Origin of the sequence: Paractinoplanes abujensis (assembly GCF_014204895.1) — a bacterium.
Taxonomy (GTDB): Bacteria; Actinomycetota; Actinomycetes; order Mycobacteriales; family Micromonosporaceae; genus Actinoplanes; species Actinoplanes abujensis.
The window spans coordinates 2599410-2624300 of record NZ_JACHMF010000001.1; the positions used below are offsets into that span (position 1 = coordinate 2599410).

At 69.5% G+C, this 24891-nt stretch carries 25 protein-coding genes; 16 read left to right on the forward strand and 9 right to left on the reverse strand.

All coding sequences use genetic code 11. The annotated features are described in order from the left end of the window. Window positions 1–24 precede the first annotated feature (24 nt). A complete protein-coding gene (locus BKA14_RS11550; protein WP_239093596.1) occupies window positions 25–381 on the forward strand; it encodes a response regulator in 357 nt (118 codons plus the stop codon). Here the strand turns inward: BKA14_RS11550 and BKA14_RS11555 are convergent. Continuing rightward, window positions 359–1012, reverse strand: a complete 654-nt coding sequence (locus BKA14_RS11555; RefSeq protein WP_184950925.1) for a response regulator transcription factor — start codon at window positions 1010–1012, stop codon at window positions 359–361. The genes BKA14_RS11550 and BKA14_RS11555 overlap by 23 nt on opposite strands. An 89-nt stretch (window positions 1013–1101) precedes the next feature. Here BKA14_RS11555 and BKA14_RS11560 point away from each other — a divergent pair, with 89 nt between their 5' ends. Next, the gene (locus BKA14_RS11560) at window positions 1102–1377 is read left to right on the forward strand and encodes a DUF5999 family protein (protein ID WP_184950926.1); all 276 of its coding nucleotides are present in this window, start codon (window positions 1102–1104) and stop codon (window positions 1375–1377) included. 188 nt (window positions 1378–1565) lie between these two features. On the opposite strand, the gene BKA14_RS11565 is transcribed toward BKA14_RS11560, so the two are convergent. Continuing rightward, the gene (locus BKA14_RS11565; protein ID WP_239093594.1) at window positions 1566–1940 is read right to left on the reverse strand and encodes a winged helix-turn-helix transcriptional regulator; all 375 of its coding nucleotides are present in this window, start codon (window positions 1938–1940) and stop codon (window positions 1566–1568) included. 102 nt (window positions 1941–2042) lie between these two features. Here BKA14_RS11565 and BKA14_RS11570 point away from each other — a divergent pair, with 102 nt between their 5' ends. Further along, window positions 2043–2408, forward strand: coding sequence for a DoxX family protein (locus BKA14_RS11570; RefSeq protein WP_184950927.1), 366 nt, complete (start codon window positions 2043–2045; stop codon window positions 2406–2408). Window positions 2409–2421: 13 nt separating this feature from the next. On the opposite strand, the gene BKA14_RS11575 is transcribed toward BKA14_RS11570, so the two are convergent. Together BKA14_RS11575 and BKA14_RS11580 are read right to left on the reverse strand one after the other, a co-directional pair. Then, window positions 2422–3786 (reverse strand): ATP-binding protein, encoded by a 1365-nt coding sequence (locus BKA14_RS11575; RefSeq protein WP_184950928.1) that lies wholly within the window; start codon window positions 3784–3786, stop codon window positions 2422–2424. A gap of 63 nt (window positions 3787–3849) precedes the next feature. Continuing rightward, on the reverse strand, window positions 3850–4638 hold the full coding sequence (locus tag BKA14_RS11580; protein ID WP_184950929.1) for a DeoR/GlpR family DNA-binding transcription regulator: 789 nt from the start codon (window positions 4636–4638) through the stop codon (window positions 3850–3852). 111 nt (window positions 4639–4749) lie between these two features. Here BKA14_RS11580 and BKA14_RS11585 point away from each other — a divergent pair, with 111 nt between their 5' ends. The 7 genes from BKA14_RS11585 (at window position 4750) to BKA14_RS11615 (ending at window position 12268) form a co-directional block, all read left to right on the forward strand. Further along, complete coding sequence (locus BKA14_RS11585; protein ID WP_184950930.1) at window positions 4750–6066, forward strand: alpha-glucosidase/alpha-galactosidase; 1317 nt, start codon at window positions 4750–4752, stop codon at window positions 6064–6066. An 82-nt stretch (window positions 6067–6148) separates the two neighbouring features. Beyond that, window positions 6149–7054: an SIS domain-containing protein gene (locus BKA14_RS11590; RefSeq protein ID WP_184950931.1), complete on the forward strand. Its 906-nt coding sequence runs from the start codon at window positions 6149–6151 to the stop codon at window positions 7052–7054. A gap of 34 nt (window positions 7055–7088) precedes the next feature. Then, a complete protein-coding gene (locus BKA14_RS11595) occupies window positions 7089–8393 on the forward strand; it encodes an ABC transporter substrate-binding protein (RefSeq protein ID WP_184950932.1) in 1305 nt (434 codons plus the stop codon). Further along, a complete protein-coding gene (locus BKA14_RS11600) occupies window positions 8393–9325 on the forward strand; it encodes a carbohydrate ABC transporter permease (RefSeq protein ID WP_184950933.1) in 933 nt (310 codons plus the stop codon). Before BKA14_RS11595 ends, BKA14_RS11600 begins: the two co-directional genes overlap by 1 nt. Next, the gene (locus tag BKA14_RS11605; RefSeq protein WP_184950934.1) at window positions 9325–10155 is read left to right on the forward strand and encodes a carbohydrate ABC transporter permease; all 831 of its coding nucleotides are present in this window, start codon (window positions 9325–9327) and stop codon (window positions 10153–10155) included. The genes BKA14_RS11600 and BKA14_RS11605 overlap by 1 nt, the downstream gene beginning before the upstream one ends. A gap of 114 nt (window positions 10156–10269) precedes the next feature. Beyond that, on the forward strand, window positions 10270–11226 hold the full coding sequence (locus BKA14_RS11610; protein ID WP_184950935.1) for an NAD(P)H-dependent flavin oxidoreductase: 957 nt from the start codon (window positions 10270–10272) through the stop codon (window positions 11224–11226). A gap of 67 nt (window positions 11227–11293) precedes the next feature. After that, window positions 11294–12268, forward strand: coding sequence for a zinc-dependent alcohol dehydrogenase (locus BKA14_RS11615; RefSeq protein ID WP_184950936.1), 975 nt, complete (start codon window positions 11294–11296; stop codon window positions 12266–12268). Here BKA14_RS11615 and BKA14_RS11620 read toward each other — a convergent pair. Then, window positions 12249–12818 carry a hypothetical protein gene (locus tag BKA14_RS11620; protein ID WP_239093592.1) on the reverse strand — a complete coding sequence of 190 codons (570 nt, stop codon included), beginning with the start codon at window positions 12816–12818 and terminating at the stop codon, window positions 12249–12251. The two genes, BKA14_RS11615 and BKA14_RS11620, sit on opposite strands and share 20 nt — an antisense overlap. Window positions 12819–12886: 68 nt before the next feature. Between BKA14_RS11620 and BKA14_RS11625 the strand changes: the two genes are divergently transcribed. The 3 genes from BKA14_RS11625 to BKA14_RS11635 are packed head-to-tail and all read left to right on the forward strand — an operon-like array spanning window position 12887 to window position 16736. Next, on the forward strand, window positions 12887–13744 hold the full coding sequence (locus BKA14_RS11625; protein ID WP_184950937.1) for a LysR family transcriptional regulator: 858 nt from the start codon (window positions 12887–12889) through the stop codon (window positions 13742–13744). A 33-nt stretch (window positions 13745–13777) separates the two neighbouring features. Then, window positions 13778–15715 (forward strand): hypothetical protein, encoded by a 1938-nt coding sequence (locus BKA14_RS11630; RefSeq protein ID WP_184950938.1) that lies wholly within the window; start codon window positions 13778–13780, stop codon window positions 15713–15715. A gap of 34 nt (window positions 15716–15749) precedes the next feature. Further along, entirely contained in the window at window positions 15750–16736 is a 987-nt protein-coding gene (locus tag BKA14_RS11635; protein ID WP_184950939.1) for a LacI family DNA-binding transcriptional regulator, read from the forward strand. Window positions 16737–16938: 202 nt separating this feature from the next. Here BKA14_RS11635 and BKA14_RS11640 read toward each other — a convergent pair whose 3' ends face one another. From BKA14_RS11640 to BKA14_RS11655, 4 genes are all read right to left on the reverse strand, one after another. After that, complete coding sequence (locus BKA14_RS11640; RefSeq protein WP_184950940.1) at window positions 16939–17268, reverse strand: ArsR/SmtB family transcription factor; 330 nt, start codon at window positions 17266–17268, stop codon at window positions 16939–16941. Continuing rightward, window positions 17255–17689, reverse strand: a complete 435-nt coding sequence (locus tag BKA14_RS11645; RefSeq protein WP_184950941.1) for an SRPBCC domain-containing protein — start codon at window positions 17687–17689, stop codon at window positions 17255–17257. Before BKA14_RS11645 ends, BKA14_RS11640 begins: the two co-directional genes overlap by 14 nt. Window positions 17690–18165: 476 nt before the next feature. Then, window positions 18166–19656 carry a glycerol kinase GlpK gene (gene glpK, locus BKA14_RS11650; RefSeq protein ID WP_184950942.1) on the reverse strand — a complete coding sequence of 497 codons (1491 nt, stop codon included), beginning with the start codon at window positions 19654–19656 and terminating at the stop codon, window positions 18166–18168. A gap of 50 nt (window positions 19657–19706) precedes the next feature. Then, window positions 19707–20459, reverse strand: coding sequence for an IclR family transcriptional regulator (locus BKA14_RS11655; protein WP_184950943.1), 753 nt, complete (start codon window positions 20457–20459; stop codon window positions 19707–19709). Between the two features lie 138 nt (window positions 20460–20597). Between BKA14_RS11655 and BKA14_RS11660 the strand changes: the two genes are divergently transcribed. From BKA14_RS11660 to BKA14_RS11670, 3 genes are read left to right on the forward strand one after another with little or no spacing between them, the layout of a single operon-like run. Beyond that, window positions 20598–21443 (forward strand): MIP/aquaporin family protein, encoded by an 846-nt coding sequence (locus BKA14_RS11660; RefSeq protein WP_184950944.1) that lies wholly within the window; start codon window positions 20598–20600, stop codon window positions 21441–21443. After that, window positions 21436–22953, forward strand: a complete 1518-nt coding sequence (glpK, locus tag BKA14_RS11665) for a glycerol kinase GlpK (RefSeq protein ID WP_184950945.1) — start codon at window positions 21436–21438, stop codon at window positions 22951–22953. Before BKA14_RS11660 ends, glpK (BKA14_RS11665) begins: the two co-directional genes overlap by 8 nt. Window positions 22954–22956: 3 nt before the next feature. Beyond that, window positions 22957–24654, forward strand: a complete 1698-nt coding sequence (locus BKA14_RS11670) for a glycerol-3-phosphate dehydrogenase/oxidase (protein ID WP_184950946.1) — start codon at window positions 22957–22959, stop codon at window positions 24652–24654. The last annotated feature ends 237 nt before the right edge of the window (window positions 24655–24891 follow it).

Sequence of the window (24891 nt, forward strand, 5' to 3'; positions counted from 1 at the left end):
CGAATACCTGGAAACCTGGACGGTGTGACCCTCCGCTGCCTGCTCGTCGACGACAACGACCACTTCCTCGCCGCCGCGCGCGACTTGCTGGAGCGCGAAGGGGTGGAGGTCGCGGGCACGGCTTCCGACATCGCGGGGGCGCTCGGCCGGGCCGGCGACCTGACCCCGGACGTGGCGCTGGTCGACGTCAACCTGGGCTCGGAGAGTGGTTTCGAGCTGGCCCGGCGCCTCTCCCCCACCCCTGTGATCATGATCTCCACCCACGCCGGCGAGGACTACGCCGATTTGGTCGAGGAGAGCCCAGCCCTCGGATTCCTCTCGAAGCTGGATCTTTCGGGCGCCGCGGTGCGGCTGCTCCTCAGCGGGCCTCCAGAAAAGTGAGCACGGCCAGCACCCGGCGGTGGTGATCGTCGGTCTCGGGCAGCTTGAGCTTGGCCAGTACGGCGCGCACGTGCTTCTCCACCGTGCCCTCGGTGATCCACAGTCGGCGGGCGATGCCGGAGTTGGACTGCCCCTCGGCCATCTGCGCCAGCACCTCGCGCTCGCGGGTGCTCAGCACGGCCAGCGGGTCGTCGCGACGCCGGGCCGTGACCAGCTCGGAGACCAGACCGGGGTCGATCACCGAGCCACCGGCGGCGATCCGCTCCACCGCGCTCAGGAACTCCTGCACGTCGGTGATCCGGCTCTTGAGCAGGTAACCGATGCTGCGCCCGCCGGCCAGCAGCTCCATGGCCTGATCGACGTCCGCGTACGCCGAGAGGACGAGCACGCCGGTGCCGGGCAGTTCGGCCCGGATCTCGCGGGCGGCCTGCAGGCCCTCGGTGGTGTGGGTCGGCGGCATGCGCACGTCGGCCACGACGAGGTCCGGCTTCGTCGCCCGGGCCAGCTTCAGCAGTTCGGCGGCGTCACCGGCCTGCCCGAGCACCTCCAGCCCCTCCCGCGCGAGCAGGCTGGCGATGCCCTCGCGCAGCAGAACGTCGTCCTCGGCCACAACCACCCTGAGCCCCGTCATGGCGGAATTATGCGGCTACCGGCTAGCCGGTAGCGAAGGGTGGTGGTGGCCTCGATGTGCGAAGCGAGCAGTTTCACGAGGCTGTGAGCATGTGTACGCACACTCCCGAATGCCCGCCGATCGACCAGCCGGGCTGGGACACCGCAGCGTTGCTTGTCCACCACGAGGACCTGGGCTGGAGCATGTTGTGCAACGGCGCGATCGTGCTCGGTGCGGTCGTGAAGCCGGAGCCGGTGCCCACGGTGACGGTCACCGAGATGCCCGTGCGCACCAACCACACCCGTACGCGCACCCGCGCTCACGCCCGCCGCGCCACCGACACGCGCCGCCGCAAGCCGCACACCCAGCAGCCCCTCGCCGCCTGACCGCACACCATGGTCATCCCATTGCGCGAAGCTGCCCACCTCTACCGCGCACTACGCTCGTCTCGCTCACCGCCCCTTGCGCCAAGCTGCCCATCCCCACCACGCCATGCGCGAACCTGCCCGTACCCGCCCTGCAACCCATGTGCACGTTCGCGTTTGCCGGGTGCGCGTTTCGCTCGCACGGTCGGTCAGGAGCGTTCCGCGTACGCGATCCGGCTGGCCTCGATCGCGGGCACGTTCTCGATCGCCCAGCCGGCCAGCGCGAGCGCGGGCGGGATCAGGCTCCGGCCCATCGGCGTGAGCTCATATTCCACCCGCGGCGGCACCTCGGCGTGGACCGTCCGCGAGATGAGCCCGTCCCGCTCGAGGTTGCGCAGGGTCAGAGTGAGCATTCGTTGCGAGATGCCCGGGATCTGATGCTGCAGGTCGGTGAAGCGAACCCGGCTGCGGTCGAGCGTAGCCACGACCAGAAGCGTCCATTTGTTGCAGATCTGGTCGAGAATCGCGCGCAACGTCTTGCCGCCGTCGCCGCGGATCATGCACGTGTGCCCGTACTCCGACACGGCACCTCCCTGTGCCTCAGGCACACCCTTGTGCCTTTTGTAAGCCTCGCGAAAGTACCTCATGATGTGGCTACTTACCATCAGTAACCATAGGGGCTCACCATGGAAATCGCGTACTGGGTCGTCGGCGGGCTGCTGGCGCTCTTCTACGTCTACTCGGGCGGCATCAAGGCGCTGCGCAGCCGCGAGCAGTTGCTGCCGATGATGGGGTGGATCGACAAGACCCCCATGCCCCTCGTACGCGTCATCGGGGTGCTCGAGGTGCTGGGCGCGCTCGGTCTGATCCTGCCCCCGCTGACCGGCGTCGCCCCCGCGCTGGCCCTGGCCGCCGCGATCGGCCTGGTCCTCGTGCAGGTCGGCGGCATCGTCGTGCACGTCTCGCGCGGCGAGACCCGGGTGATCGGCCTCAACATCGCGCTCCTCGTGCTCGCCGCCGTCACCGCCTGGCTGGCCACCGTCTGGCTGTAGCTCGTTCCCCTCGTTACAGGGGAATCCGGCACGTCACGGTCGTCCCGGCGCCGGCCGGGCTGCTCACGTCGAAGGACCCGCCGAGGGCCTCGATCCGGTCCTTGAGCCCGAGCAGCCCGGTGCCGCCCGAGAAGTTCGCCCCGCCCGCGCCGTCGTCGTGCACCCGGATCCGCAGACTGCCGTTCTGCACGCGCGCCCAGACGTCGACCACTTCGGCCCCGGCGTGCTTGACCGCATTGGTCAGCACCTCGGAGACGACGTAATAGGCGCCGACCTCGACGGGTTGGGGCAGCCTGTGCTCCAGCTCCACGTCCACCTCGACGGGCAGCGGCGACCGGCGGGCCAGCGCCCGCAGAGCCGGCCGCAGCCCGTTGTCGGACAGCACAGCCGGGTGGATGCCCCGGGACAATTCGCGCAGCTCTTCGATGACCGTCATGAGGTCACCGCCGATCTCGGCCACTTCCTCGCTCTTCTCGCCGTCGTGCGCGGCCGTGCGCAGCCGCAGGGCGAGCGCGACCAGGCGTTGCTGCGCGCCGTCGTGCAGGTCACGCTCGATGCGGCGGCGGGCCTCGTCCGCGGCCGCCACGATCCGTGCGCGGGAACTGATCAGTTCCGCACGACTTTGCGCGTCGGCGACAGCAGTCGCCACCAGCTCGGTGTAGTCGCTCGTGCGCGTCTCGGTGTCGCCGGGCAGCCCGCCGACGGCCGACCCGACCGCGAACATTCCCCACAACCGCCCGTTGACGACGATCGGAACCCCGACCGCGGTGGCGTCGAGCCGGGATGCGTGCGCGGTCTCGCGGACGCGGGCGATCAGGCCCGGCGGGACGGCGGCCGTGTTCGAGCCGTCACAGGCCAGCTCGGTGGCCGAGCCGTCCAGCTCGTACCGGATGAGCGCCGCCGTGTCGCTGCCCAGATGACGCCGGACCTCCCTCGTGGCCGCCTCGAACACCCGCTGCGGCGCTTCCCCCTGTGCGATGAGCAGGGCCAGACGGCGCAGCGAGGCCTGCACCTCGGCCATGTCACCGCGCGCCCGTTCCGCCTCGACCGCCCGCCGGCTGGTCTCCGTGGTCACCGCGCCGACGATCACGGCCATGCCGAGGAACGTGCCCAGGAGCGTGAACGCCGCCTCGTTGAGGTCACGGAAGGGCGGCAGGAAGAACCAGTCGTACGCGAGGATGGCGGCAGTGCCCACGGGCAGCGCGAACAGGATGCCCGCCGCGCGCGCGACGAGCAGCACGACGGCCAGCACCACGAGCGCGAACGGGATCGCGTGGATGTGGCCGACTGCGAATTCCCCCACCGCCCGCGCGATCACGAACGAGACGACCCCGGCGACCGCCGACAGCCCGATCTGGACCGGAAAGGGAATCCGCACGCCCCGAGGCTGCCACCGCGCCGTCCCCGGGCACAACGCCCGGGGACGCTCAGTTGACGATGATCACGTCTCGTCGGTCTTCTCGTTGACGACGACCACCTCGACGCCTGTGCGCCGGATGGCCTCGAGCTCCACCGGGTCGGCGCTCGCGTCGGTCACCAGGCGCGCGATGCCGTTGATCGGGCAGATGCCGGCCAGGCAGGTCTTGCCGATCTTGGAGCCGTCCGCCACCACGATCACCGTACGGGCCCGCTTGATCATCGTGGCGTTGGTGTTCGCCTCGATCTCGTCGTGGGTCGTGAGGCCGCCCCGGGCGTTGAGGCCGTCGACGCCGACCACCGCGATGTCGAAATTGAGCCCGTGCAGCGCCTGGTCGGCGATCGGGCCGACCAGTTCGTAGGACTGGGTACGGGAGACCCCGCCCGTCATGATCAGCTTCAACCGCGGGCGCAGGGCGAGCTCGTGGGCGATGTTGAGCGCGTTGGTCACCACGGTGAGATCGACCCGGTCGGCGAGCAGGCGGGCCAGCAGGTGCGTGGTCGTCCCGCCGGTCAGGCCGAGCGACAGCGGGCCGTGCGGGAGCATCGCCGCGACCGCCCGGGCGATGATCGCCTTCTCCTCCCGGTGCTGACCGCCCCGATAGCGCACCGGCAGCTCGTACGCGACGTCGATGGCGACCGCCCCGCCGTGGGTGCGCGCCAGCAGCCGCTGGTCCTCCAGCACCTGCAGATCGCGCCGGATGGTCGCGGGCGACACCTGGAACTTGCCGGCAAGCTCCCCGACGTCGACCGAGTCACCGGCGGCGAGGTGATCGACGATGGCCGACATGCGGTCGGCGCGGCGGAGAGACATTCGCTTCCCCCGGTAGGGCGGATTGATCAAACGCGCAATCAAAATAGTTCGTTTATTGTCGATTGGCCAGCCGGTCTTGTGCGTATGTGATCGCCGCCGAACAATCCGCTCATGACCGTGATCACGTTTCTGGGGGCCGGCAGCGTCGTCTTCACCCGCGAGCTGCTGGCCGACATCCTGTCCTTCCCCGAGCTCCACGACGTCACCCTGGCCCTGCACGACATCGACCCCGAGCGACTCGGCACCGCCGAACTGATCGCCCGCCGTACGGCCGAGCAACTCGGCGTCTCCCCCGAGATCACCACTCACCTCGACCGCCGGGCCGCCCTCGGCGGCGCCGACTTCGTGATCAACGCGATCCAGGTCGGGATGTACCCGGCGACGGTCAAGGACTTCGAGATCCCGGCGAAGTACGGGCTTCGACAGACGATCGCGGACACGCTTGGCGTAGGCGGTATCTTTCGCGCGCTGCGCACGTTTCCAGTACTTGACGGCATTGCGGCCGACATGCTTGAGCAGTGCCCACAGGCGTGGTTGCTGAACTACACCAACCCGATGGCCATGAACGTCGCGTACCTGGCGGCGATCGCGCCGGGACTTCGGGTGGCCGGACTTTGTCACTCGGTTTTTTGGACCGTTCATGATCTGGCAGAGCTCCTCGGGGTGCCGCTGGACGAAGTGGACTACACCGGCGCGGGCGTCAACCACCAGGCGTGGTTGCTGCGCTTCGAGCACCGGGGGGCGTCACTGTATCCGCGTCTCGACGAACTGCTGGAGACTTATCCACAGCTCCGCCGACGCGTCCGGATGGACATGTACGCGAGGCTTGGCTACTTCCCGACAGAGACGAGCGAGCACTCCTCCGAGTACGTCCCCTGGTATCTGCATCACGACGAGGAGATCGAGCGGCTGCGGATCCCCGTCGGCGACTATCTGCAGATCAGCGCGGACAACGTGGCTGAGTACCACTCGACGCGGCGGTCGCTGCTGGCCGGTGAGCCGCTGGACCTGACGCGCGAGGCCACGGAGTACGCGCCGCAAGTTATCCACAGCATCGTCACGGGCACCCAGCGGCGTGTACATGCCAACGTCCCGAACCGGGGCCTGATCACCAATCTGCCCAGCGACTACGCGGTCGAGGTCCCGTGCGTCGTGGATCGTCTGGGCGTGCGTCCCGAACACGTGGGCGATCTCCCCGTGCAGTGCGCGGCGCTCAATCGCTCCTTCGTCAGCGTGGGTCAGCTGACCGTTCAGGCCGCACTGACCGGCGACCCGCGCATGGTCCGCCAGGCCGCCATGGTCGACCCCAACACGGCGGCCACCCTGACCGTGGACCAGATCTGGCAGGTGTGCGACGACCTGACCACCGCCCACGGCGACCTGCTGCCCCCGCCGCTGCGCCGGACTCTGGCGTCGCCGTCGGCATAGATCGTCGTAAACGCGCACTCCAGAATGTTCGTTTCATGCTCGGATCTTGTTAAGCGATCAGAAACGAGCATAATCCGCAGACATGAATGCCACGTCGGCCGAGATTGCCAGCCAGCCCGATGTCTGGGCCCGCGCCGCCGAGGAGCTGACCGACGCGGCGACCGGAGAACTCGCCGCACCCGGCGAACGCATGCTGATCCTCGGGTGCGGCACCTCCTGGTTCGTCGCGCAGAGCATGGCCGAGTTGCGCGAGAGCGCGGGGCTCGGCGAGACGGACGCGGTCTGCGCCTCCGAGTACCAGCCGCGCCGCCGCTACGACCGCGTGGTCGCGGTGACCCGCTCCGGAACATCCACCGAGGTGCTCGCGGCGCTGCGGCAGGTCCCGGCGGGCGCGCGCCGCGTCGCGATCACCGCGGTCGAGAACGAACCCGTCGACGACCTGACCGACACGCGGATCCTGCTCGACTTCGCCGACGAGCGCAGTGTCGTGCAGACCCGCTTCCCGACCACAGTGCTCACCCTCGCCCGAGCCGCTTTCCGCGGCACCCAGCAGAAAGCCGCGCAGTTTCGTCCGGATGCGCTCGTCGCGGACGGGCTCGGGGCGCTCACCCTTCCCCTTCCGGCCCACCCGGCCGACATCGATCACCTCGTGTTCCTGGGCACCGGCTGGACGGTCGGGCTCGCTCACGAGGCGGCGCTCAAGGTGCGCGAGGCTGCTCAGGCCCACTCCGAGTCCTACCCCGCCATGGATTTCCGGCACGGCCCGGTCGCGGTGGCCGGTCCGCGCAGCCTCGTCTGGTCGCTGGGCGACGTGCCGCCGGAACTGGACGACGTCGCACGCGGCGCGGGCGCCACCGCGTACCGGAACGCTCTTGATCCTCTGGCTCAGCTCCTGCTCGTCCAGCGTTTCGCGCTGGCCCTGGCCGCCCACCGCGGCCTCGACCCGGACAACCCGCGACTGCTCACCAGATCCGTCGTCCTCAGCTGAACCGCGACAATCCCGCAAGCGGAGGTGCCACGAGATGACCACCCGATTTCGACTGCTCGCCGGCGGCGTCGGCGCAATCCTGCTCCTCTCCGCCTGCATGGGCGGCACGACCGATGACGGCGAGGACTCCGCCGCCGGCTACGACCCCAACGCCACCGTCGAGCTGACCTGGTGGACCGGGCAGACCGAGGAGGCCGAGAAGGTCGCCGAGGGTCTCGCGGCCGAGTACCACGCCGCCCATCCCAACGTCACCATCAAGACGTCGCCCGGCGCGCCGACCACCGACGACCTGCTCACCAAGCTCTCCGCGGGCTTCGCCGGGGGCAGCTATCCCGACATCTCGTACGCGTACGGCAACTGGGCCGGCGACCTGGGCGCGAGCGGAAAGACCCAGGATCTGACCTCATACGTGCAGGATCCGTCGTTCGGATGGACGGAGATGCCCGAAGCTGCGCGTACGGTGGCCACCGCCGACGGCAAAGTGATCGGCATTCCGGCACTCGTGGACAACCTCGCGCTCATCTACAACAAGTCGATCTTCGACCGGGCCGGCGTCGACTATCCCACCGACGACTGGACGTGGGAGCAGTTCCGCGAGGCGGCCAGGAAACTGACCGATCCGGCGACCAAGACGTACGGCACCGCGTATTCGGTCTCAGGCAGCGAGGACACGACCTGGCACCTGTGGCCGCTGCTCTGGCAGAACGGCGGCAAGATCCTCGACGGCACGAAACCCGCGTTCAACTCCGACGCCGGGGTGACCGCGCTCGAGACGCTGCGGCAGATGGCGGTCGACGACAAGTCCATGTACCTCGATCAGACGGACGAGAAGTACCACCCGTTGTTCAACAGCGGACGGGTCGCCATGATCCTGACCGGGCCGTGGGCGCTCCTCGAGATCAAAGAGGCCAAGCTCTCGTACGGGGTCAGCAACCTGCCGGGCGTGAACGGCGATCACCAGACCGTCTCCGGGCCCGACCTGTGGGTGTTGTTCGACCATGACGACGCGAACCGGGCCGGCGCTGCCCGCGACTTCGTGAAGTGGCTGACCAGCGCACAGACCGACGCCAAGTGGAACCTGAAGGTCGGCAACCTGCCGCTGCGCTCCACCGAGCAGAGCACCCCCGAGTTCGCCGCGTACGTCAAGGAGTACCCGGGCGGGCAGAAGTTCTTCGACAACCTCACGAACGCCAAGCAGGCCCGGCCGACCGTGCCCGGCTACGAGGTGCTCTCGCGCAATGTGGGCGACGCGATCGCGTCGGTCCTGCAGGGTCGCGCGACGGCGAAGGACGCGCTGGACGCGGCGGCCAAGAAGTCGGCCGACGCCGTGGTGAACTGATGGCGATCACGTTCGCGGCGTCCTCGCACGCGACCGTCCGGCAGGCCCGGCCGCGCGGCCGGGCCGTCCGCCGCAACCTCACCGGCTGGGCCTTCGCCGGCCCGGCCACCGCCCTGGTCGTCGGCCTGTCGCTGTTCCCGGCGATCTGGGCGTTCTTCATCTCGCGGGCCCGCTGGAACGGCATCTCCCCCGGCGTGCCGGTCGGGTGGAGCAACTACGAGCGGCTGGCGAGCGACCCGGACATGCTCGCCGCCGCGCGCCACACGTTGCTGCTCACCGTCCTGTTCGTTCCGTCGTCCATCATGCTCGGCATCGTCATCGCGATCGCCCTCAACCAGCGCATCCGGCTGATCGGTTTCTATCGGACGTGCATCTTCGTTCCCTATGTGGCGTCCGCCGCGGCCACCGGCATCCTGGCCGGCTTCGTGTTCAACCCGCAGTTCGGTGCGGCCAACGACGTGCTGCGCCACTTGGGCATTCCGCAACAACAGTTCCTCGAGAGCCCGACCCAGGCCCTGTACGTGATCTGTGTGATCGCGTTGTGGGGCGAGGTCGGCTTCACCACCGTGATCTATCTGGCTGCCCTGCAGGACATCCCGAAGGAACTGGTCGAAGCCGCACGCATGGACGGGGCCAGCCGCTGGCGCGTGTTCCGCCACGTCACGATGCCCGAGCTGCGGCCGGTGACCGTCTTCGCCGCGGTCTGGCAAACGATCACCGCCGTGCAGTTGTTCGACCTCATCTACACCACCACGCGCGGCGGGCCGCTCAACAGCACGCAGACCGTCGTCTACTACATCTATGAGCTGGCCTTCCAGACGCAGCGGCTGGGCTACGGCGCCGCCGCCGCATATCTGCTGTTCGCGGTCACCCTGCTGCTGACCCTCGGCATCATCTGGTACAGCCGTCGCCGCGGTTCGGAGGTGTTCTGATGCAGTCCTTCAAACGCCGGTTGCCGTTCAGTGCGTGGCATCTGCTGCTCATGCCGCTGGCTTTGTTGTTCGTGCTCCCGCTCGTACAGATGGTGCTCACCTCCTTCATGAGCAGCGCCGAGATCAACCAGTTCCCGCCCAAGTTGCTGCCCACCTCGCTGCACATCGAGGGCTACCGCGCTCTGCTCACCGAGACACCGGCGCTGCGCTGGTTCGCCAACACGGTGCTCGTCTCGGCCGTCTCCGTGCTCGCGCATCTGGTGCTCTGCTCGATGGCCGGCTACGGCTTCGCCCGGCTCAAGTTCGCCGGCCGGGGCGTCGCCTTCCTGGTCATCATCGCCACCGTGATGATCCCGATCCAGCTGCTGATGATCCCGACGTACCTGATGTTCGCCCGGATCGGCATCGTCGACACGCTGGCCGCCGCGTTCGTCCCGTGGCTGGCCTCGGCGTTCGGCATCTTCCTGATGCGCCAGTTCTTCCTGGCCCTGCCGGTCGAACTGGAGGAGGCCGCGCGGATCGACGGCTGTGGCACGTGGCGCACGTTCCGGAGCATCGTGCTGCCCCTGGCCCGGCCCGCATTGGCCACGCTGGCCGTGTTCACTCTGCTGTCCAGCTGGAACGACCTGCTCTGGCCCCTGGTCGCCATCTCCGACGACAACCGCTTCACCCTGCAGGTCGGCCTGGCCAACTTCCAGGGCATGCGACGCACGGAATGGTCGCAGCTGATGGCCGGCAACGTCCTCGCCACGGCGCCCCTGATCGTCGCCTTCCTGTTCGCCCAGAAACGGTTCATCGCCACCATGACGTTCTCCGGCCTCAAAGGCTGACCGTGGCCTTTCCGATATCGGGCCTTGTCCCAACCCGGTCGCCGGCCCTCGTGCGGCGTTGCCCACCCACGGGCGCGAGTCCTGCCGCGTGCCGGGGTGCGCGATGATGCACATATGACGCTGTCCACGCGTTTCACCGAGCTTTTCCGGGTACGCCACCCGATCGCGCTGGCCCCGATGGGCGGCTCGGCGGGTGGGGCGCTGACCGCGGCCGTCTCGCGTGGCGGCGGGCTCGGCATCCTGGGCGCCGCGTACCGCGATCGCGAGTGGCTGGCCCGTGAGTTGCCGATCGCGGCCAGCAGTGGGCGGCCGTTCGCGGTCGGCTTCTTGACGTGGGCGATCGATGCCGGGGCGGTTCACCACGCGCTGGAACTGGGCGCCACGACGTTCATGTTCTCGTTCGGCGACCCCAGCCCGTACGTGGACCTTGTTCGCTCGGTGCAAGCGCGCATCATCGTGCAGGTGACCGACCTCGACGAGGCACGGCGGGCCGCCGATCTGGGTGCCGACGTCATCGTCGCTCAGGGCACCGAGGCCGGTGGTCACGGTGCGCGCCGAGGCCGCTCCACCCTTCCGTTCGTGCCCGTGGTGGCCGACCTGGTGGCACCGATCCCGGTGCTGGCCGCGGGCGGCATCGCCGACGGCCGCGGAGTGGCGGCGGCCCTCGCGCTGGGTGCCGACGGCGCCCTGATCGGCACCCGCTTCCAGGCCACCGTCGAGGCCCTGGTCGAACCGTCCACCACCCGGGCCCTGCTGGAGGGCCGCACCGAACAGACCGAACGCAACCGAGTGCTCGATATCGCCCGCGAGTCGGCCTGGCCGCCGCAGTGGAGTGCCCGCACTCTCGGCCATCCGTATCTGGATCGCTGGCGCGACCGCGAGTCCGAACTCGAAGGCGATCCGCGAGCCGCACGGGCCTACCGGGACGACGTTGCACGAGGCGTCATTCCGGCGATGCCGGTCTGGGCGGGCGAGGGTGTAGACCTCATCACCGACGTGCCGTCCGCCGCCGACCTGGTCGGCGACCTCGCCGCACAGGCCGAAGCGGCGCTGGCCCGCATCGGCCGGTGATCGAACCCCGCGCGCGCTGCGACAGCGCCGGCCGGTGCTCGGACCCGACCGGTGTTAGCGTCGCATCATGCTCGTTTCACGTCTGCACGCCGCCGGAGACGTCCGCCTTCACGACGAGGACCGCCCGGTGCCGGACGGAGCTGACGAACGGCTCGTCGAGGTCACGGCGGTCGGGGTGTGCGGTTCCGACCTGCACTGGTTCACCGAGGGTGCGATCGGCGACGCGGCGGTGGCGCGGCCGCTCGTGCTCGGGCACGAGATGGCGGGCATCATTCGCGGCGGACCGGACGACGGCGTACGCGTGGCGATCGATCCCGCCATTCCGTGCGAGCGTTGCGAGCCGTGCCGCGAGGGCGACGTCAACCTGTGCCTGAACATCGTCTTCGCCGGGCACGGCGCCTGCGACGGCGGCCTGCGGCAGTTCATGGCGTGGCCGGCCCACCGCCTGCACCGGCTGCCCGACACGGTCTCGGACGACGAGGGGGCTTTGCTCGAACCGCTGGGCGTTGCTCTGCACGCGCTCGACCTTTCTCATCTGCGCATGGCGTCAACGGTCGCCGTCGTCGGGTGCGGCCCGATCGGCCTGCTGCTCATCCAGCTGGCCCGGCGGCACGGCGCCACCCGCGTCGTGGCGGCCGAGCCGTTGCCGCATCGAATGGCCGCCGCCGAGCGGTTCGGAGCAGAGCGCGCCGACCCGTCCGAAGCGACGGCCGATGTGGTTTTCGAGGTGTCCGGCTCCGAGGAGGCCGTCGACACGGCGTTGCGGCTGGCCAAGCCGGGCGCCCGGGTGATCCTGGTCGGCATCCCCGACGGCGATCGCACGTCGTTCAGTGCTGCGGTGGCCCGCCGCAAGGGCCTCAGCCTGGTTCTGGCCCGCCGGATGGGCGAGGTCTACCCCCGCGCGATCGCCCTCACCGCGCAGGGGCTGGTCGATCTGAAGCCGCTGGCCACCGACGTCTTCCCCCTCAAGGATGTCAACGCCGCCCTCACCACCGCGGCGGACCGGACCGGGCTGAAGGTGCTCATCCACCCCCACGACTGACCGCGGCTCGAAGAGACCGGTCGATGGCCGCCTCGACCTCCGGCCACGTCCGGGTGTGTTCGACCCAGGCCGGGGCCGGCGTCCGCTGCGGGCCGAAGAGGTAGCGGTGGCGGACGACTCCGCGCAGCGCCTGATGCACGTCGAGCTTGTCGTCGACGAAGTGCGTGATGCCGAGCTCTGCGCAGTGCACGGCCTTGTCCGGTCGCCGTGAACAGAACCGCACGTTGTCACGGTGGATGCCGGTCCGCGCGGCGAAGTCGTGATGGTCCAGCCACGACCGGGTACTGCGTTGCACACGATCGCCGCACTTCGACACCAGCCACACCTCGTCGAACTGGGGCACGAGCCGGGCCAAGACCTCGAACGCTCCCGGCACCGCAGGAGTGGCCAGCATGCGCTCGGTGTTCCCGCTGAAGAACTGGGTGTCTCCGCCGCCCGGGCTCGCACCCTCGATGATGACGCGGCCGATGTCGACACCCAGCCGCCGATGTCGCTCACTCGCCGATTCCTGCGCGTTGTGTCGTTCCCGGGATGTCATTCGCTCGTTCATACGATCAGCGTGATCCGCGCATCACTCATGCGGAACTAGTCAATGCGCGAACACTATAGTTTCGGATTATGGATGTGTCGGTCGATGCGCTCACCTCGTTCGCGGTCTTCGCCGAGCACCTCAACTTCACCCGCGCCGCCGAACAACTGCACATCTCTCAGCCCGCTCTGCACGTGAAGGTCCGCAAGCTCGCGGAATCGCTGGGCCGTCCGCTCTATCGACGGGACGGCCGCCGGTTGGTGCTCACCGCCGACGGCGAAACGGTGGCCCGGTTCGCACGCGCACACGATGAGCGGCTCGCGCACTTCCTGAGCGAGTTCAGCGGGGCGGCACGAACCCGGCCGGTCGTTCTCGCCGCAGGCCAGGGCGCCTACCTCTACCTGCTCGGCGACACCATCCGCACCATGTCGGCCGGCGAGCGCACCCGGCTGCGCCTGATCAACTGCGATCACCGCCAGATGCTCGCCGCCGTCCGGAGCGGCCACGCGCATGTGGGCGTGAGCGTCCTGGACGTCCTGCCCGACGACCTCACCGCGGCCCCGCTGGCTACATTCCCGCAGGTGCTGCTGGTCCCCACCGGCCACCGCCTGGCCCGGCGCCGCTCGGTCACCATGCGGGACCTGGCCGGCGAGAGCTTGGTGGTGCCGCCGTCCCCCCGTCCTCAGCGGATCCTGCTCGAACAAGGCCTCCGATCGGCGGGCGCCGACTGGACGGTGGCGGTCGAGGCCGAGGGCTGGCCCCTGATCACGCACTTCGTCACTCTCGGCGTCGGCCTGGCCATCGTGAACGGCTGCGTCCCGGTCCCCCGCGGCCTGACCGCCAAGCCCGTCACGGACCTGCCGTCGGTCACCTACCACGTTGTCCACCGGCCCGAGGCCACCGACGATCCCCGAGTCACCGCCCTCCTGGACGCCTTCCCCTGGTAGCTGCTTCATCCCCGGTGTGCGACGCACACGCAAGTGCTCAACGGCGGCCGACGCTCCTCGGACGGCCGAAGCGTGCACGGATGGCTGAAGCGAGGGACAAGGGCGAGCCGGAAGTTGAGTCGCGGGCGAAAATGTCCCATCCTGGCGCGCATGCCGAATGCCCTTTTTGCCAGAGACGCACGTCAGCGAGTGGCGGCCGGCATCGAGCCGGCCCCCCGCGGTCTTCGACAGGAGCGGCGCCGGGGGTTCCTGACCGCCCTGGCGGCCATCAGTGTCGTTGCGCTCACCCCGATCGCACCGGCCGGACCGGCACAGGCAGCGCCGACACCCAACGTCGACGCCGGATTCGGGGCCGACGGCGTCGCCACCGTCGCGGGCAAGCCCGTCGACGCCGCAGTGGACTCCTCAGGCCGAACTCATCTGCTGACAACGGACGCCAATGGGATCACACGGTTGACCACGCTCACACCGGACGGCGCCAAGGAGCGTGAGTCCGTCCTGCCGTTCGCCGGGCTGCTGGCCACCGGCGCGGACAGCACGACCATGGTTGTCGCGGCCGCTCAACCGGGCGTTCGCGTGCATCGCGTGGGAGGCGCGACGACTACTGCGCTCGCGAACCGGACGATCGAAGTCGTTCAAGCGGTCACCGTCCGCCAGAACGGCACGCTCATCGTGCACGCCGTCGACCAGGACACGAACCCTTCGACCCACTTGCTGGCCGCGCTCAAGCCGGACGGCTCGCTCGATCCTTCGTGGGACACCGACGGGCTGCTCGAGACGACGGACGACATTCGTACGATCGCGGCCACCGGCAACAACCTGCTCACCGCGACGAGCACCAACGTCGTTCGTTACACGGCCGCGGGCACGCCCGAACTCGCATTGCACACGCTGCCCGCCGGCTTCGAGCCGTCCTCGATGAGCGCCTCGTTCATCACCGGCCGCTCGGCGAACAGAATGGCGATCGTCAAGATCTTGCCGACCGGCGCGCGCGATGCTGCCTTCGGTGTCGACGGCCTGGCCCTCGGGGCCGCGCACGAGTGCACGCCGACCGCACGCCGGGCGTTCGCCACGAGCAACGGCGCCACGGCGATCGGGCACAACGCCGACTGCGGCGCGAGCCGGGTCTACGTCCAGCGCTGGACCGTGAGCGGCAAAGACGCCGGTGAGCTCGTCGTGGACCAGGTGGGCACGCAGCAGGCCCGAGGGCACAGCAGCGGCGGGCCGCAGTCCGGCGGCCGCACGATCGTCACGTTCGCGTCCGCCGCCGACGCGACCAGCGCCGTTCGGCTGTTCCACACCACTGCCGTCCCCGCGTACAGTCCGGTCGCCTCGACGCGCCTTCTCATGCCCACCCGGGTGGGTCCCCACCGGGAGGTCACCCTCAGCATCCGGGGCACGAACGCCTCCGCCGTGGCGCTGGACGTCGCCGTGGCACGTGGGCAAGCGCCCGGCGGTGTCCTGGCCTACCCGGCGGGGACGAGGCCGCCCGCCGTGGTCACCAACGTGCACAACGCCGGACAGTCCGCGACCCAGCGGATCGTCGTGCCCTTGACCAGCACCGGACAGATCACCTTGCGCAATGCGTCGAACGGTTCCGCCCATCTCGCCGCCAACCTGGTCGGCTGGTATCGCACGAACGCCTACTTCCCGGTGCCGCCCACCCGCGTACTGAACGCTCGCGGCATGAAAGCGCGCAGTGCGATCAGTTTCGCGGTGGCGGGGCGGGCGGGAGTGCCCGCATCGGCCAGGACCGTACTGGTCAACCTGTCCGTCAACGGTGCGACCAGCGCGGGAAGTCTCAAGCTGACCCCGGCGGGCACCGCGGTGCTCGCATCCCACGGCCCCAACCAGCCGGGCAACGCGACCACCCGGGTGACGCTTGGCACAGGCGGCCGGATGACCGTCGTCAACAACGCTCCCACCTCGGCAAATGTCATGGTGGACGTGATCGGCTACCTGAAATCCTGATGGCTGTCGCGCGCACCCTCCCTACACTTGCCGGATGGCGCAGAGGAGAGCGACGCTGGCGGACGTCGCAGCGGAAGCCGGCGTGTCCAAGGCGGCCGTCTCCCGGGTGATCAACGACGCGCCCGGAGTGTCCGCGCGGACCCGTGAGCACGTGCGCCAGGTGATCTCCGACCTTCAGTATCGGCCTGATCCGGTCGCTCGCGCGCTCGCGTCCGGCCACGGCGACGTGGTAGAGCTCGTCATCGTCGACGAGACGTCAGTGTTCGGCACGAGCCCTTACTACGGCCGTGTCACCGCCGGCATCCTGCAGGAGCTGGCGGGCAGCAATGCGCAACTACGGGTGCACGTCGTCGACGAACAGAGCACTGCCGCGCTGCTCAATCGCATCGCGGCGTCGGTGAGCCTCGGCGTCCTGCTGATCAACGTGCCCCGCGCGCTGGCCGAGGAGTTCTACCGCCGGTGCGACCGGGTGGTCACGATGGGCCCGACCGTGCCCGGGCTCCCGTTCGTCGGTCTGGAGAACCCCGAGGGTGCGTACGCTGCTGTGCAGCACCTGCATGAAACCGGGCGCCGCCGGATCGCCGCGCTGCACGGCCCGGAAGGCAACTCCTGCGCCGAGGGCCGCCGTGAGGGCTACCGGCGCGCGGTCAAAGACCTCGACCTCCCCGACATCTCGGCGACGGGCAAGTTCCGGCGCGAGGCCGGTTACGAGCTGACCCAACGACTCCTCGCCGAAAACCCGGACCTCGACGCGATCTTCGCCGGCTGCGACCTGCTGGCCACCGGCGCGATGCAGGCACTGAGCGACGCCGGCCGCCGCATCCCGCAGGACGTCGCCGTCGTCGGCTTCGACGACAGCGTGATCGCCGCCTGCGCCAATCCGCCCATGTCGTCGGTGCACCAGCCGGTCGAACAGATGGCCGCAGCGGCCACCCGCGCCTTGATCAACCGCCAGATCGTCCAGCACTGGCGCTGCGTCTTCCCGGCCCAGCTGCAGATCCGCCAGAGCACAGCCCTCTGACCCACCCCGGTGGCGTCACCGCCCCACCTGCGACACCCGGCCCATGCCCCGCTCCCTCGGCACACGACGCGCACCGCGAAGTGCCCGCCCCGCCCTACCGGCCCGGCTCCACCCCCGAGCCGCCCGCATTGCCGAAGGCCGCGGACACTGCGCGTGGGATGGGCTCGTGGGCGATCGGCCCGCGCCGCACCCCACGGCGGGATCAACCCAGGTGATCACGGAGCGCGGCCAACGGGCCGTCCCAGTCGCGGGCCAGGGCGGCCAGAAACTGCTGAGCCACCTTCATGGGGGCCGAGTCGAGGCGGTAGCGGACGCGACGGCGCTCGCCCGGCTCGGCCACCACCAGGCCGGCCTCGGCCAGCAACGTCAAGTGCTTGGCCACGGCCTGCCGTGTGATCGGCACCTTCGCCGCCAGGTCGGTTGCAGTGGCGGGGCCCCCGGCCGCCAGCTCGGCGAGAATCGCCCGCCGGCTCGGGTCGGCCAGGGCCGCGAAGACCTCCTGCGCCACCGACTCCAGGTCAGAGTTTTCCATCGAGATACGCGACCAGCTCACCCAGTTCGTTCGTCCAGCCCTCGGTGTTGCCCGAGAACGCGGTCTTGTGCTCGGCTTCAGGCATCTGCGCGAAGCCGGTTTCGACCATGGTCAGCGTAGTGCCGCCGGCCGACGACGCCAGCGTGAACTCCACATAGGTTCGCCGCGGGTCACCCTCGGGCAGGCCGTGGATGGGCCAGGTGTAGGCGAACACGGTCGTCGGCTCGACCCGCTCGATCGTCAGTGTCGCGGTGTCACCGCTGCTCCACGTGAGCTTGGCCTGCCCGCCGACGCGGAGGTCGACCTCGGCCGTGTTGCCGAACCAGGTGCCCAGCCCTTCGGCCGTGGTCAGAGCCGCCCAGACCTTGTTCACCGGATGCGCGATCTCGAGCGTCCGCTCGATGCGATCGGGGAATGCCATGTCCATCTCCCTCATAGCAACTGCTTGGTTGCCATAAATGTATGGCAACCAAGCAGTTGCGTCAAGTCGCCATCTCGATCGGCCTACGGCTGCCCGTAGAAGACCAAGTTGACCGGCGTCTCGGCCGTTCGCTCGCTCCCTGACCCAGCGGCTGATGAGCATGAACCGCCGCCCCGGCCCGGAGGAGATCCCGCACGAGGCACTGGCCCTGGTGCAGGCGCTGGAGGCGGCCGGCGACCGCGCGGCGCCGGCGGCCTTCCTGCCGCGAGCCCGCGCCGCCGACAAGTACCTGGCCGTCCTGGCCCAGCCTGCGACCGAGCGGACCACATCTGACAACGCGCGTCCAGGCGGCGACCATCACGCGAACGAGCGCGGCACGGGACGAACCGAGGACGGCGACCGGGTGAGAACGGCAGCCATGCCAGGACGGCGAACAGGCGAGGACGGCAGCCGGACCAGGACGGCAGCCGGGCCAGTCAGGCCTGGATCCAGTCGAAGGTGCGTGAGACTGCGCGCTGCCAGTTGCCGTATTCGGTTTCGCGCTTGGTGGGCTCCATCGTGGGGAGCCACTGGGCGGCTCGGTGCCAGTTGCGGCGCAGGCCCTCGAGGTCGGGCCAGTAGCCGACCGCCAAGCCGGCACCGTAAGCGGCACCCAACGACACGGTCTCGGCGGCCAGGGGGCGCACCACGGGGACGTCGAGCACGTCCGCGACGAACTGCATGAGCAGGTTGTCGGCAGTCATTCCGCCGTCTACGCGCAAGGTGGACAGGGCCAGGCCGGAGTCGGCGTTCATCGCGTCGACGACCTCGCGCGTCTGCCAGGCGCTCGCCTCGAGCACGGCCCGGGCCAGGTGGCCTTTGGTGATGTACGAGGTCAGACCGACGATCACGCCGCGCGCCTCGCTGCGCCAGTAGGGGGCGTAGAGGCCGGAGAAGGCGGGCACGATGTAGCAACCGCCGTTGTCCGACACTGTCCGCGCCAGCGTTTCGATCTCGGGCGCGCTGGCGATCAGTTCGAGCTGGTCGCGGAACCATTGGACCAGCGAGCCGGTGATCGCGATCGAGCCTTCCAGGGCGTACGCGGCCGGTTCTCCTTTGATCTGGTAGGCGACGGTGCTGAGCAGGCCGTGGGTCGAGCGCACCAGTTCCGCGCCGGTGTTGAGCAGCAGGAAGCTGCCCGTTCCGTAGGTGCATTTGGCCTCGCCGGGCGCGAAGCAGGTCTGACCGAATAGGGCCGCCTGCTGGTCGCCGAGCGCCGCGCCGATCCGGACGCCGGGGAAGGCCGCCGTGGCCGTGCCGAAGACGCCGATCGACGGGCGGACCTCAGGCAGCATCGCGCGCGGGATGCCGAAGAAGTCGAGCGACTCGGGCGACCAGTCAAGAGTGTGCACATCGAGCAGAAGTGTGCGACTGGCGTTCGTCACGTCGGTGACATGCAGCCCACCGGTCAGTTTCCAGATCAGCCAGGTCTCCATCGTGCCGAACAGCACTTCGCCCCGTTCTGCGCGTTCGCGCAGTCCGGGGTGGTTGTCGAGCATCCACCGCACCCGTGGGCCCGAGAAGTACGTGGCCAGCGGCAGGGCGGACCGGTGTCGTACGCCCTCGGCGCCGGGCGCGTCCTCGAGACGGCCGACCATCGTGTCGGTGCGGGTGTCCTGCCAGACCACTGCGTGCCCGACCGGGTTGCCGGTGACCCGGTCCCAGATCACGGTGGTCTCGCGCTGGTTGGCGATGCCGACCGCGGCCACCTGGTCGATCGTGGCCCCGGCCCGGCGCAGCGCCTCGGGCCCGAGCCGTTCCACGTTGCGCCAGATCTCGGCCGCGTCGTGCTCGACCCAGCCGGGCCGCGGGTAGTACTGCTTGTGCTCCTGCTGGGCCAGGGAGACGAGCTGGCCACGCCGGTCGAACACGATGCACCGGGTCGATGTGGTGCCCTGGTCGATGGCGACGACGTAGCGCTCGGTCATGGTTCCCCCAGGTCGTTTGAGCGTCGGACGGCCGCGACAGTGAAGATCGGTCAGCGTCGGGTGGCTCCGAGATCACGTGACACCGCGCGGGCGGCGTCGCGCACGTTGGCCACCAGCGGGGGCCGTGGACGGTAACGGCTGTCGCAGAGCCGTTCGACGTGCCCGGAGATGCCGATGGCGCCGACCACCAGTCCCCCGTACGCCCTGATCGGCGCGGCGATGGATGCCTCGCCGGGCGTGTGTTCCTCGATGTCGGAGCTCCAGCCGGCCTCGCGCACCTCGCGCAGTGCCCCGGCCAGCTCGCGGTGGCTGACGAGGGTGCGGCTGGTGAAGCGGTCGAGGCGGTTCGGCACCGGGGCCCCGTACGCGATCAGCGCCTTGCCCAGCGCCGTCGCGTGGATCGGCAGCAGGCTGCCCACGTCGAGCGTTTGAAAGGTGTCGTCGGGCCGGAAGACGTGATGGACGACCAGCACCTGCCCCTCCAGGACGGTGCCGATCCGTACGGCCTCCCCGCTGCGCGCGGCGAGCGGGTCGGCCCAGTTGATCGAGCGGGAGCGCAGTTCGTTGACGTCGAGATAGCCCGTGCCCAGGCGCAGCATGGCCGCCCCGAGCTGATAGTGGCCCGATGCGCGATCCTGCTCGACGAAGCCCACTTTGCGCAATGTCTGCAGGATGCCGTGCACGGTGCCCTTGGCCAGGTCGAGCGAGCGGGAGATCTCGGCCAGGGACAGCCGCCCGGTGCCGCCCGCGAGCAACCGCAGGACGGCCGCGGCGCGCTCGATGGACTGCACTGTTCCCGGCACGTAACGACCTTATGACGATCAGTAGCGATGCCCGGAGACCAGCGTTCGACATTGTCGAATGGCGTTCATTGTTCGTGCTGATGTGGCTACCTAGCGTCCTGAAGGGTCACAGCTGTAGCTACCCCAGCGGGAGGGCACATGGCAGCACGATTGAAGATCCCGGGAGGACTCTTCGCCGAACTGGCCGCGGAGTTCGCCGGGACCATGATCCTCATCCTGTTCGGTGTCGGCGTGGTGGCCCAGGTGGCCGGGGCCGGCATCGGAGATCACGACAGCATCGCCTGGGCGTGGGGCCTGGGGGTGGTGCTCGGTGTGTACGTCGCCGGGCGCATCAGCGGGGCGCACCTCAACCCCGCCGTCACCGTCGCGCTGGCGGTCTTCAAAGGCTTCGAGTGGCGCAAGGTGCTCCCGTACAGCATTGCTCAGTTCCTGGGCGCGTTCGTCGCCGCGCTGCTCGTCCGGTGGAACTACACCGAGGTGCTGCACGCGGCCGACCCCGGCCTGACCATCAAGACGCAGGGTGTCTTCTCGACGCTGCCCGGGAACGGGGCGCTGCCGGTCGGCGAGTGGGGCGCGTTCCGCGACCAGATCATCGGCACCGCCATCCTGTTGTTCCTGATCCTGGCGGTCACCGACGCGCTCGGCACTCCCCCGCAGGCCAACCTGGCACCGTTCATCATCGGCCTGATCGTGGTGGCCATCGGCATGGCCTGGGGCACCAACGCCGGCTACGCGATCAACCCCGCGCGCGACTTCGGCCCGCGACTCGCCAGCTTCCTGACAGGCTATGGCGGAGCAATGCGCGACCAGACGGGGTATCTCTATTTCTGGATCCCGATCGTGGCGCCCATCATCGGCGGTGTGCTCGGCGCCGGCCTCTACCAGGGGCTGATCGGCCGATTCCTCCCCGGGCTCGGCGCACCGGAACCGGGACGGCTGCCCGAGCAGGAGACCCGAGAGAGCGTGGAGGCACGTAATGGCTGACTTCGTCGGCGCCGTCGACCAGGGCACGACCAGCACCCGTTTCATGATCTTCGATCACGGCGGCAACGAGGTGGCCCGCCACCAGCTCGAACACGAGCAGATCCTGCCGCAGGCGGGCTGGGTCGAGCACAATCCGGCCGAGATCTGGGAGCGGACGGTCACGGTCATCCGCACGGCGATGCAGAAGGCCAACCTGGGCGCGACCGACCTGGCCGCGCTGGGCGTGACCAATCAGCGCGAGACCGCGGTGGTATGGGACCGCACGAGCGGCCGGCCGTACTACAACGCGATCGTCTGGCAGGACACGCGCACCGACCGGATCGCCTCGGCGCTCGATCGGGACGGCCGCGGCGACGTGATCCGCCGCAAGGCCGGCCTGCCGCCCGCCACGTACTTCAGCGGCGGCAAGATCCAGTGGATTCTGGAGAACGTCGATGGGGTCCGGGAGGCGGCCGAGCGCGGCGACGCGATCTTCGGCAACACCGACAGCTGGGTGCTGTGGAACATGACCGGCGGCGTCGACGGCGGCAAACACCTGACCGACGTGACCAACGCCAGCCGCACGATGCTGATGAACCTGGAGACGCTCGACTGGGACGACGAGCTGCTCGGTTTCTTCAACATCCCGCGCTCGATGCTGCCCGAGATCCGTCCGTCGTCCGACCCCAACACGTACGGGGTGGCGCGGTGGCCCGGTTCGCTCGGCGGCGAGGTGCCGCTCACCGGTGACCTCGGAGACCAGCAGGCGGCCACGGTCGGGCAGGTGTGCTTCTCGCCCGGCGAGGCCAAGAACACGTACGGCACTGGAAACTTCATGCTCCTCAACACGGGCAACGAGCTCGTACGCAGCGAGAACGGCCTGCTCACGACGGTTTGCTACAAGTTCGGCGACGCCGCGCCGGTCTACGCACTGGAGGGTTCGATCGCGGTCACCGGGTCGGCCGTGCAGTGGTTGCGCGACCAGTTGCACATCATCAAGGACGCGGCCGAAAGTGAGCGTTTGGCGTCCGAGGTGCAGGACAACGGCGGCGTCTTCTTCGTGCCCGCCTTCTCCGGCCTGTTCGCGCCTTACTGGCGTTCGGATGCGCGCGGGGCGATCGTCGGGCTGTCCCGCTTCAACACGAGCGCACACATCGCACGGGCCACGCTCGAGTCCATCTGCTATCAGAGCCGCGACGTCGTCGACGCCATGGCCCAGGACTCCGGCGTGACGCTCGACGTGCTCAAGGTGGACGGCGGCATCACGGCCAACAACCTGGCCATGCAGATCCAGGCCGACGTGCTCGGGGTGCCGGTCAGCCGGCCGGTCGTGGCCGAGACCACCGCGCTCGGCGCCGCGTACGCGGCCGGGCTGGCCGTCGGGTTCTGGAAGAACACCGACGAACTGCGCGAGAACTGGAACGAGTCGCAGCGCTGGCAGCCGCAGTGGTCCGAGGAGCAGCGCGCCGAGGGCTACGGTAAGTGGAAGAAAGCCGTCGAACGGACGCTGGACTGGGTGGACGTGGACTGAGACATGACTGTCGCTCTCTCCCCGCAGTATCGGGCCTCGGCCCTGGCCGCGCTGGCCGGCGCCGAGCTCGACGTCCTGGTGGTGGGCGGTGGAGTGGTCGGCTCCGGGGCGGCGCTGGACGCCGTCACCCGGGGCCTGTCCACCGGCCTGGTCGAGGCGCGCGACCTCGCGTCGGGCACGTCGAGCCGTTCGAGCAAACTGCTGCACGGCGGCCTGCGCTACCTCGAGATGCTCGACTTCGGCCTGGTGCGGGAGGCGCTGCACGAACGCGACCTGAGCCTGTCGCGTCTGGCCCCGCACCTGGCGCGGCCCGTGAAGTTCCTCTATCCGCTCAAGCACCGCGCCTGGGAACGCGCATACACGGCCACCGGCATCACGCTCTACGACACGTTGGCGCTGGGCGGCGGCATGCCGCGGCACCGGCATCTGACTCGCACCGGCGCTCTACGAGTGTGTCCGGCGTTGCGCAAGGATGCTCTGGTCGGTGCGTTGCAGTACTACGACGCGCAAGTGGACGACGCCCGGCACACCATGTTCCTGGCCCGCACGGCGGCGGCTTACGGGGCGCACGTCGCCTCGCGCACCGAAGTTGTCGGTTTCCTGCGCGAAGGTGAGCGCGTCACCGGCGTACGGGTGAAAGACCTGGAATTCGACCGTACGTTCGAGGTGCGCGCGCAGCAGGTGATCAATGCGACCGGCGTGTGGACGGACGACACGCAGGCGCTGGTCGGCGAGCGCGGTCAGTTCCACGTACGCGCGTCGAAGGGCATCCACCTGGTCGTGCCGCGCGACCGCATCCAGTCGTCGACCGGGCTCATCCTGCGCACCGAGAAGAGCGTGCTGTTCGTGATCCCGTGGGGGCGGCACTGGATCGTCGGGACGACCGACACCGATTGGTCGCTCGACAAGGCGCATCCGGCGGCGTCCAGCACGGACATCGACTATCTGCTCGAACATGTCAACTCCGTGCTCTCGACGCCGCTTTCGCGCACCGACGTGCAAGGTGTGTACGCCGGGTTGCGTCCGTTGTTGTCCGGCGAGTCGGAGGCGACGTCCCAGTTGTCGCGTGAGCACATGGTGGGCAGCCCGGTGCCGGGGCTGGTCGTGGTGGCCGGCGGCAAGTACACGACGTACCGGGTGATGGCCAAGGACGCGGTGGACGCGTGCGTGCACGGTCTCGGCCGTTCGGTGCCGCCGTCGTGCACGGACAGGGTGCCGCTGCTGGGGGCCGACGGCTATCCCGCGCTGTGGAATCAGCGGAGAGTGCTCGCTTCCCGTTCGGGGCTGCACGTTGCGCGCGTCGAGCACTTGCTCGGACGGTACGGATCGCTTGTGCACGAGGTGCTCGGACTGATCGAGGCGGACAAGTCGCTGGGGCAGGCACTCACCGGAGCCGACGACTACCTGCGGGCGGAGGTCGTCTACGCCGCCGGGCACGAAGGTGCGCGCCACCTGGAGGACGTCCTGACCCGGCGTACGCGGATCTCGATCGAGACGTTCGACCGGGGCACGGAATGTGCGCAGGAAACGGCCGATCTGATGGCCGGGGTGCTCGGATGGACAGCCGAGCAGACCGCGCGGGAGGTGGAGAACTACCGCGTACGGGTGGAGGCCGAACGTGGATCGCAGGAGCAGCCCGACGACGAGACCGCCGACGCCACCCGGCTCGGCGCGCCCGACGTAGTACCCGTGTCGGACTGACGACCGGCCATTGGGGCCGCAGGCCGTTTAGGCCAGCCGGCCGTCTGGGGCCGGGGGCGGCAGGCCGTTGCGGGCCGGAGGCGCCAGGCCGTTGCGGGCCGGGGCCGCCAGGCCGTTGCGGGCCAAGGGCGCTAGGCCGTTGCGGGCCGGGGGCGGCAGGCCGTTTGGGGCGGCGGGACCTGTCCTGTCGCCCGGCCAACCGTTTCGCCGGTCTCGCCACCGCCTCCCCGGCACTGG

What these genes read in the sequence shown, in the direction of transcription:
- BKA14_RS11640 (WP_184950940.1), bottom strand. Translation starts at nt 17,268, where the DNA reads ATGGAAAACTCTGACCTGGAGTCGGTGGCGCAGGAGGTCTTCGCGGCC.
- BKA14_RS11600 (WP_184950933.1), top strand. Translation starts at nt 8,393, where the DNA reads ATGGCGATCACGTTCGCGGCGTCCTCGCACGCGACCGTCCGGCAGGCC.
- BKA14_RS11605 (WP_184950934.1), top strand. Translation starts at nt 9,325, where the DNA reads ATGCAGTCCTTCAAACGCCGGTTGCCGTTCAGTGCGTGGCATCTGCTG.
- BKA14_RS11580 (WP_184950929.1), bottom strand. Translation starts at nt 4,638, where the DNA reads ATGTCTCTCCGCCGCGCCGACCGCATGTCGGCCATCGTCGATCACCTC.
- BKA14_RS11645 (WP_184950941.1), bottom strand. Translation starts at nt 17,689, where the DNA reads ATGGCATTCCCCGATCGCATCGAGCGGACGCTCGAGATCGCGCATCCG.
- BKA14_RS11635 (WP_184950939.1), top strand. Translation starts at nt 15,750, where the DNA reads ATGGCGCAGAGGAGAGCGACGCTGGCGGACGTCGCAGCGGAAGCCGGC.
- glpK (WP_184950945.1), top strand. Translation starts at nt 21,436, where the DNA reads ATGGCTGACTTCGTCGGCGCCGTCGACCAGGGCACGACCAGCACCCGT.
- BKA14_RS11555 (WP_184950925.1), bottom strand. Translation starts at nt 1,012, where the DNA reads ATGACGGGGCTCAGGGTGGTTGTGGCCGAGGACGACGTTCTGCTGCGC.
- BKA14_RS11560 (WP_184950926.1), top strand. Translation starts at nt 1,102, where the DNA reads ATGTGTACGCACACTCCCGAATGCCCGCCGATCGACCAGCCGGGCTGG.
- BKA14_RS11660 (WP_184950944.1), top strand. Translation starts at nt 20,598, where the DNA reads ATGGCAGCACGATTGAAGATCCCGGGAGGACTCTTCGCCGAACTGGCC.
- glpK (WP_184950942.1), bottom strand. Translation starts at nt 19,656, where the DNA reads ATGACCGAGCGCTACGTCGTCGCCATCGACCAGGGCACCACATCGACC.
- BKA14_RS11585 (WP_184950930.1), top strand. Translation starts at nt 4,750, where the DNA reads ATGACCGTGATCACGTTTCTGGGGGCCGGCAGCGTCGTCTTCACCCGC.
- BKA14_RS11595 (WP_184950932.1), top strand. Translation starts at nt 7,089, where the DNA reads ATGACCACCCGATTTCGACTGCTCGCCGGCGGCGTCGGCGCAATCCTG.
- BKA14_RS11670 (WP_184950946.1), top strand. Translation starts at nt 22,957, where the DNA reads ATGACTGTCGCTCTCTCCCCGCAGTATCGGGCCTCGGCCCTGGCCGCG.
- BKA14_RS11625 (WP_184950937.1), top strand. Translation starts at nt 12,887, where the DNA reads ATGGATGTGTCGGTCGATGCGCTCACCTCGTTCGCGGTCTTCGCCGAG.
- BKA14_RS11610 (WP_184950935.1), top strand. Translation starts at nt 10,270, where the DNA reads ATGACGCTGTCCACGCGTTTCACCGAGCTTTTCCGGGTACGCCACCCG.
- BKA14_RS11590 (WP_184950931.1), top strand. Translation starts at nt 6,149, where the DNA reads ATGAATGCCACGTCGGCCGAGATTGCCAGCCAGCCCGATGTCTGGGCC.
- BKA14_RS11570 (WP_184950927.1), top strand. Translation starts at nt 2,043, where the DNA reads ATGGAAATCGCGTACTGGGTCGTCGGCGGGCTGCTGGCGCTCTTCTAC.
- BKA14_RS11620 (WP_239093592.1), bottom strand. Translation starts at nt 12,818, where the DNA reads ATGAACGAGCGAATGACATCCCGGGAACGACACAACGCGCAGGAATCG.
- BKA14_RS11615 (WP_184950936.1), top strand. Translation starts at nt 11,294, where the DNA reads ATGCTCGTTTCACGTCTGCACGCCGCCGGAGACGTCCGCCTTCACGAC.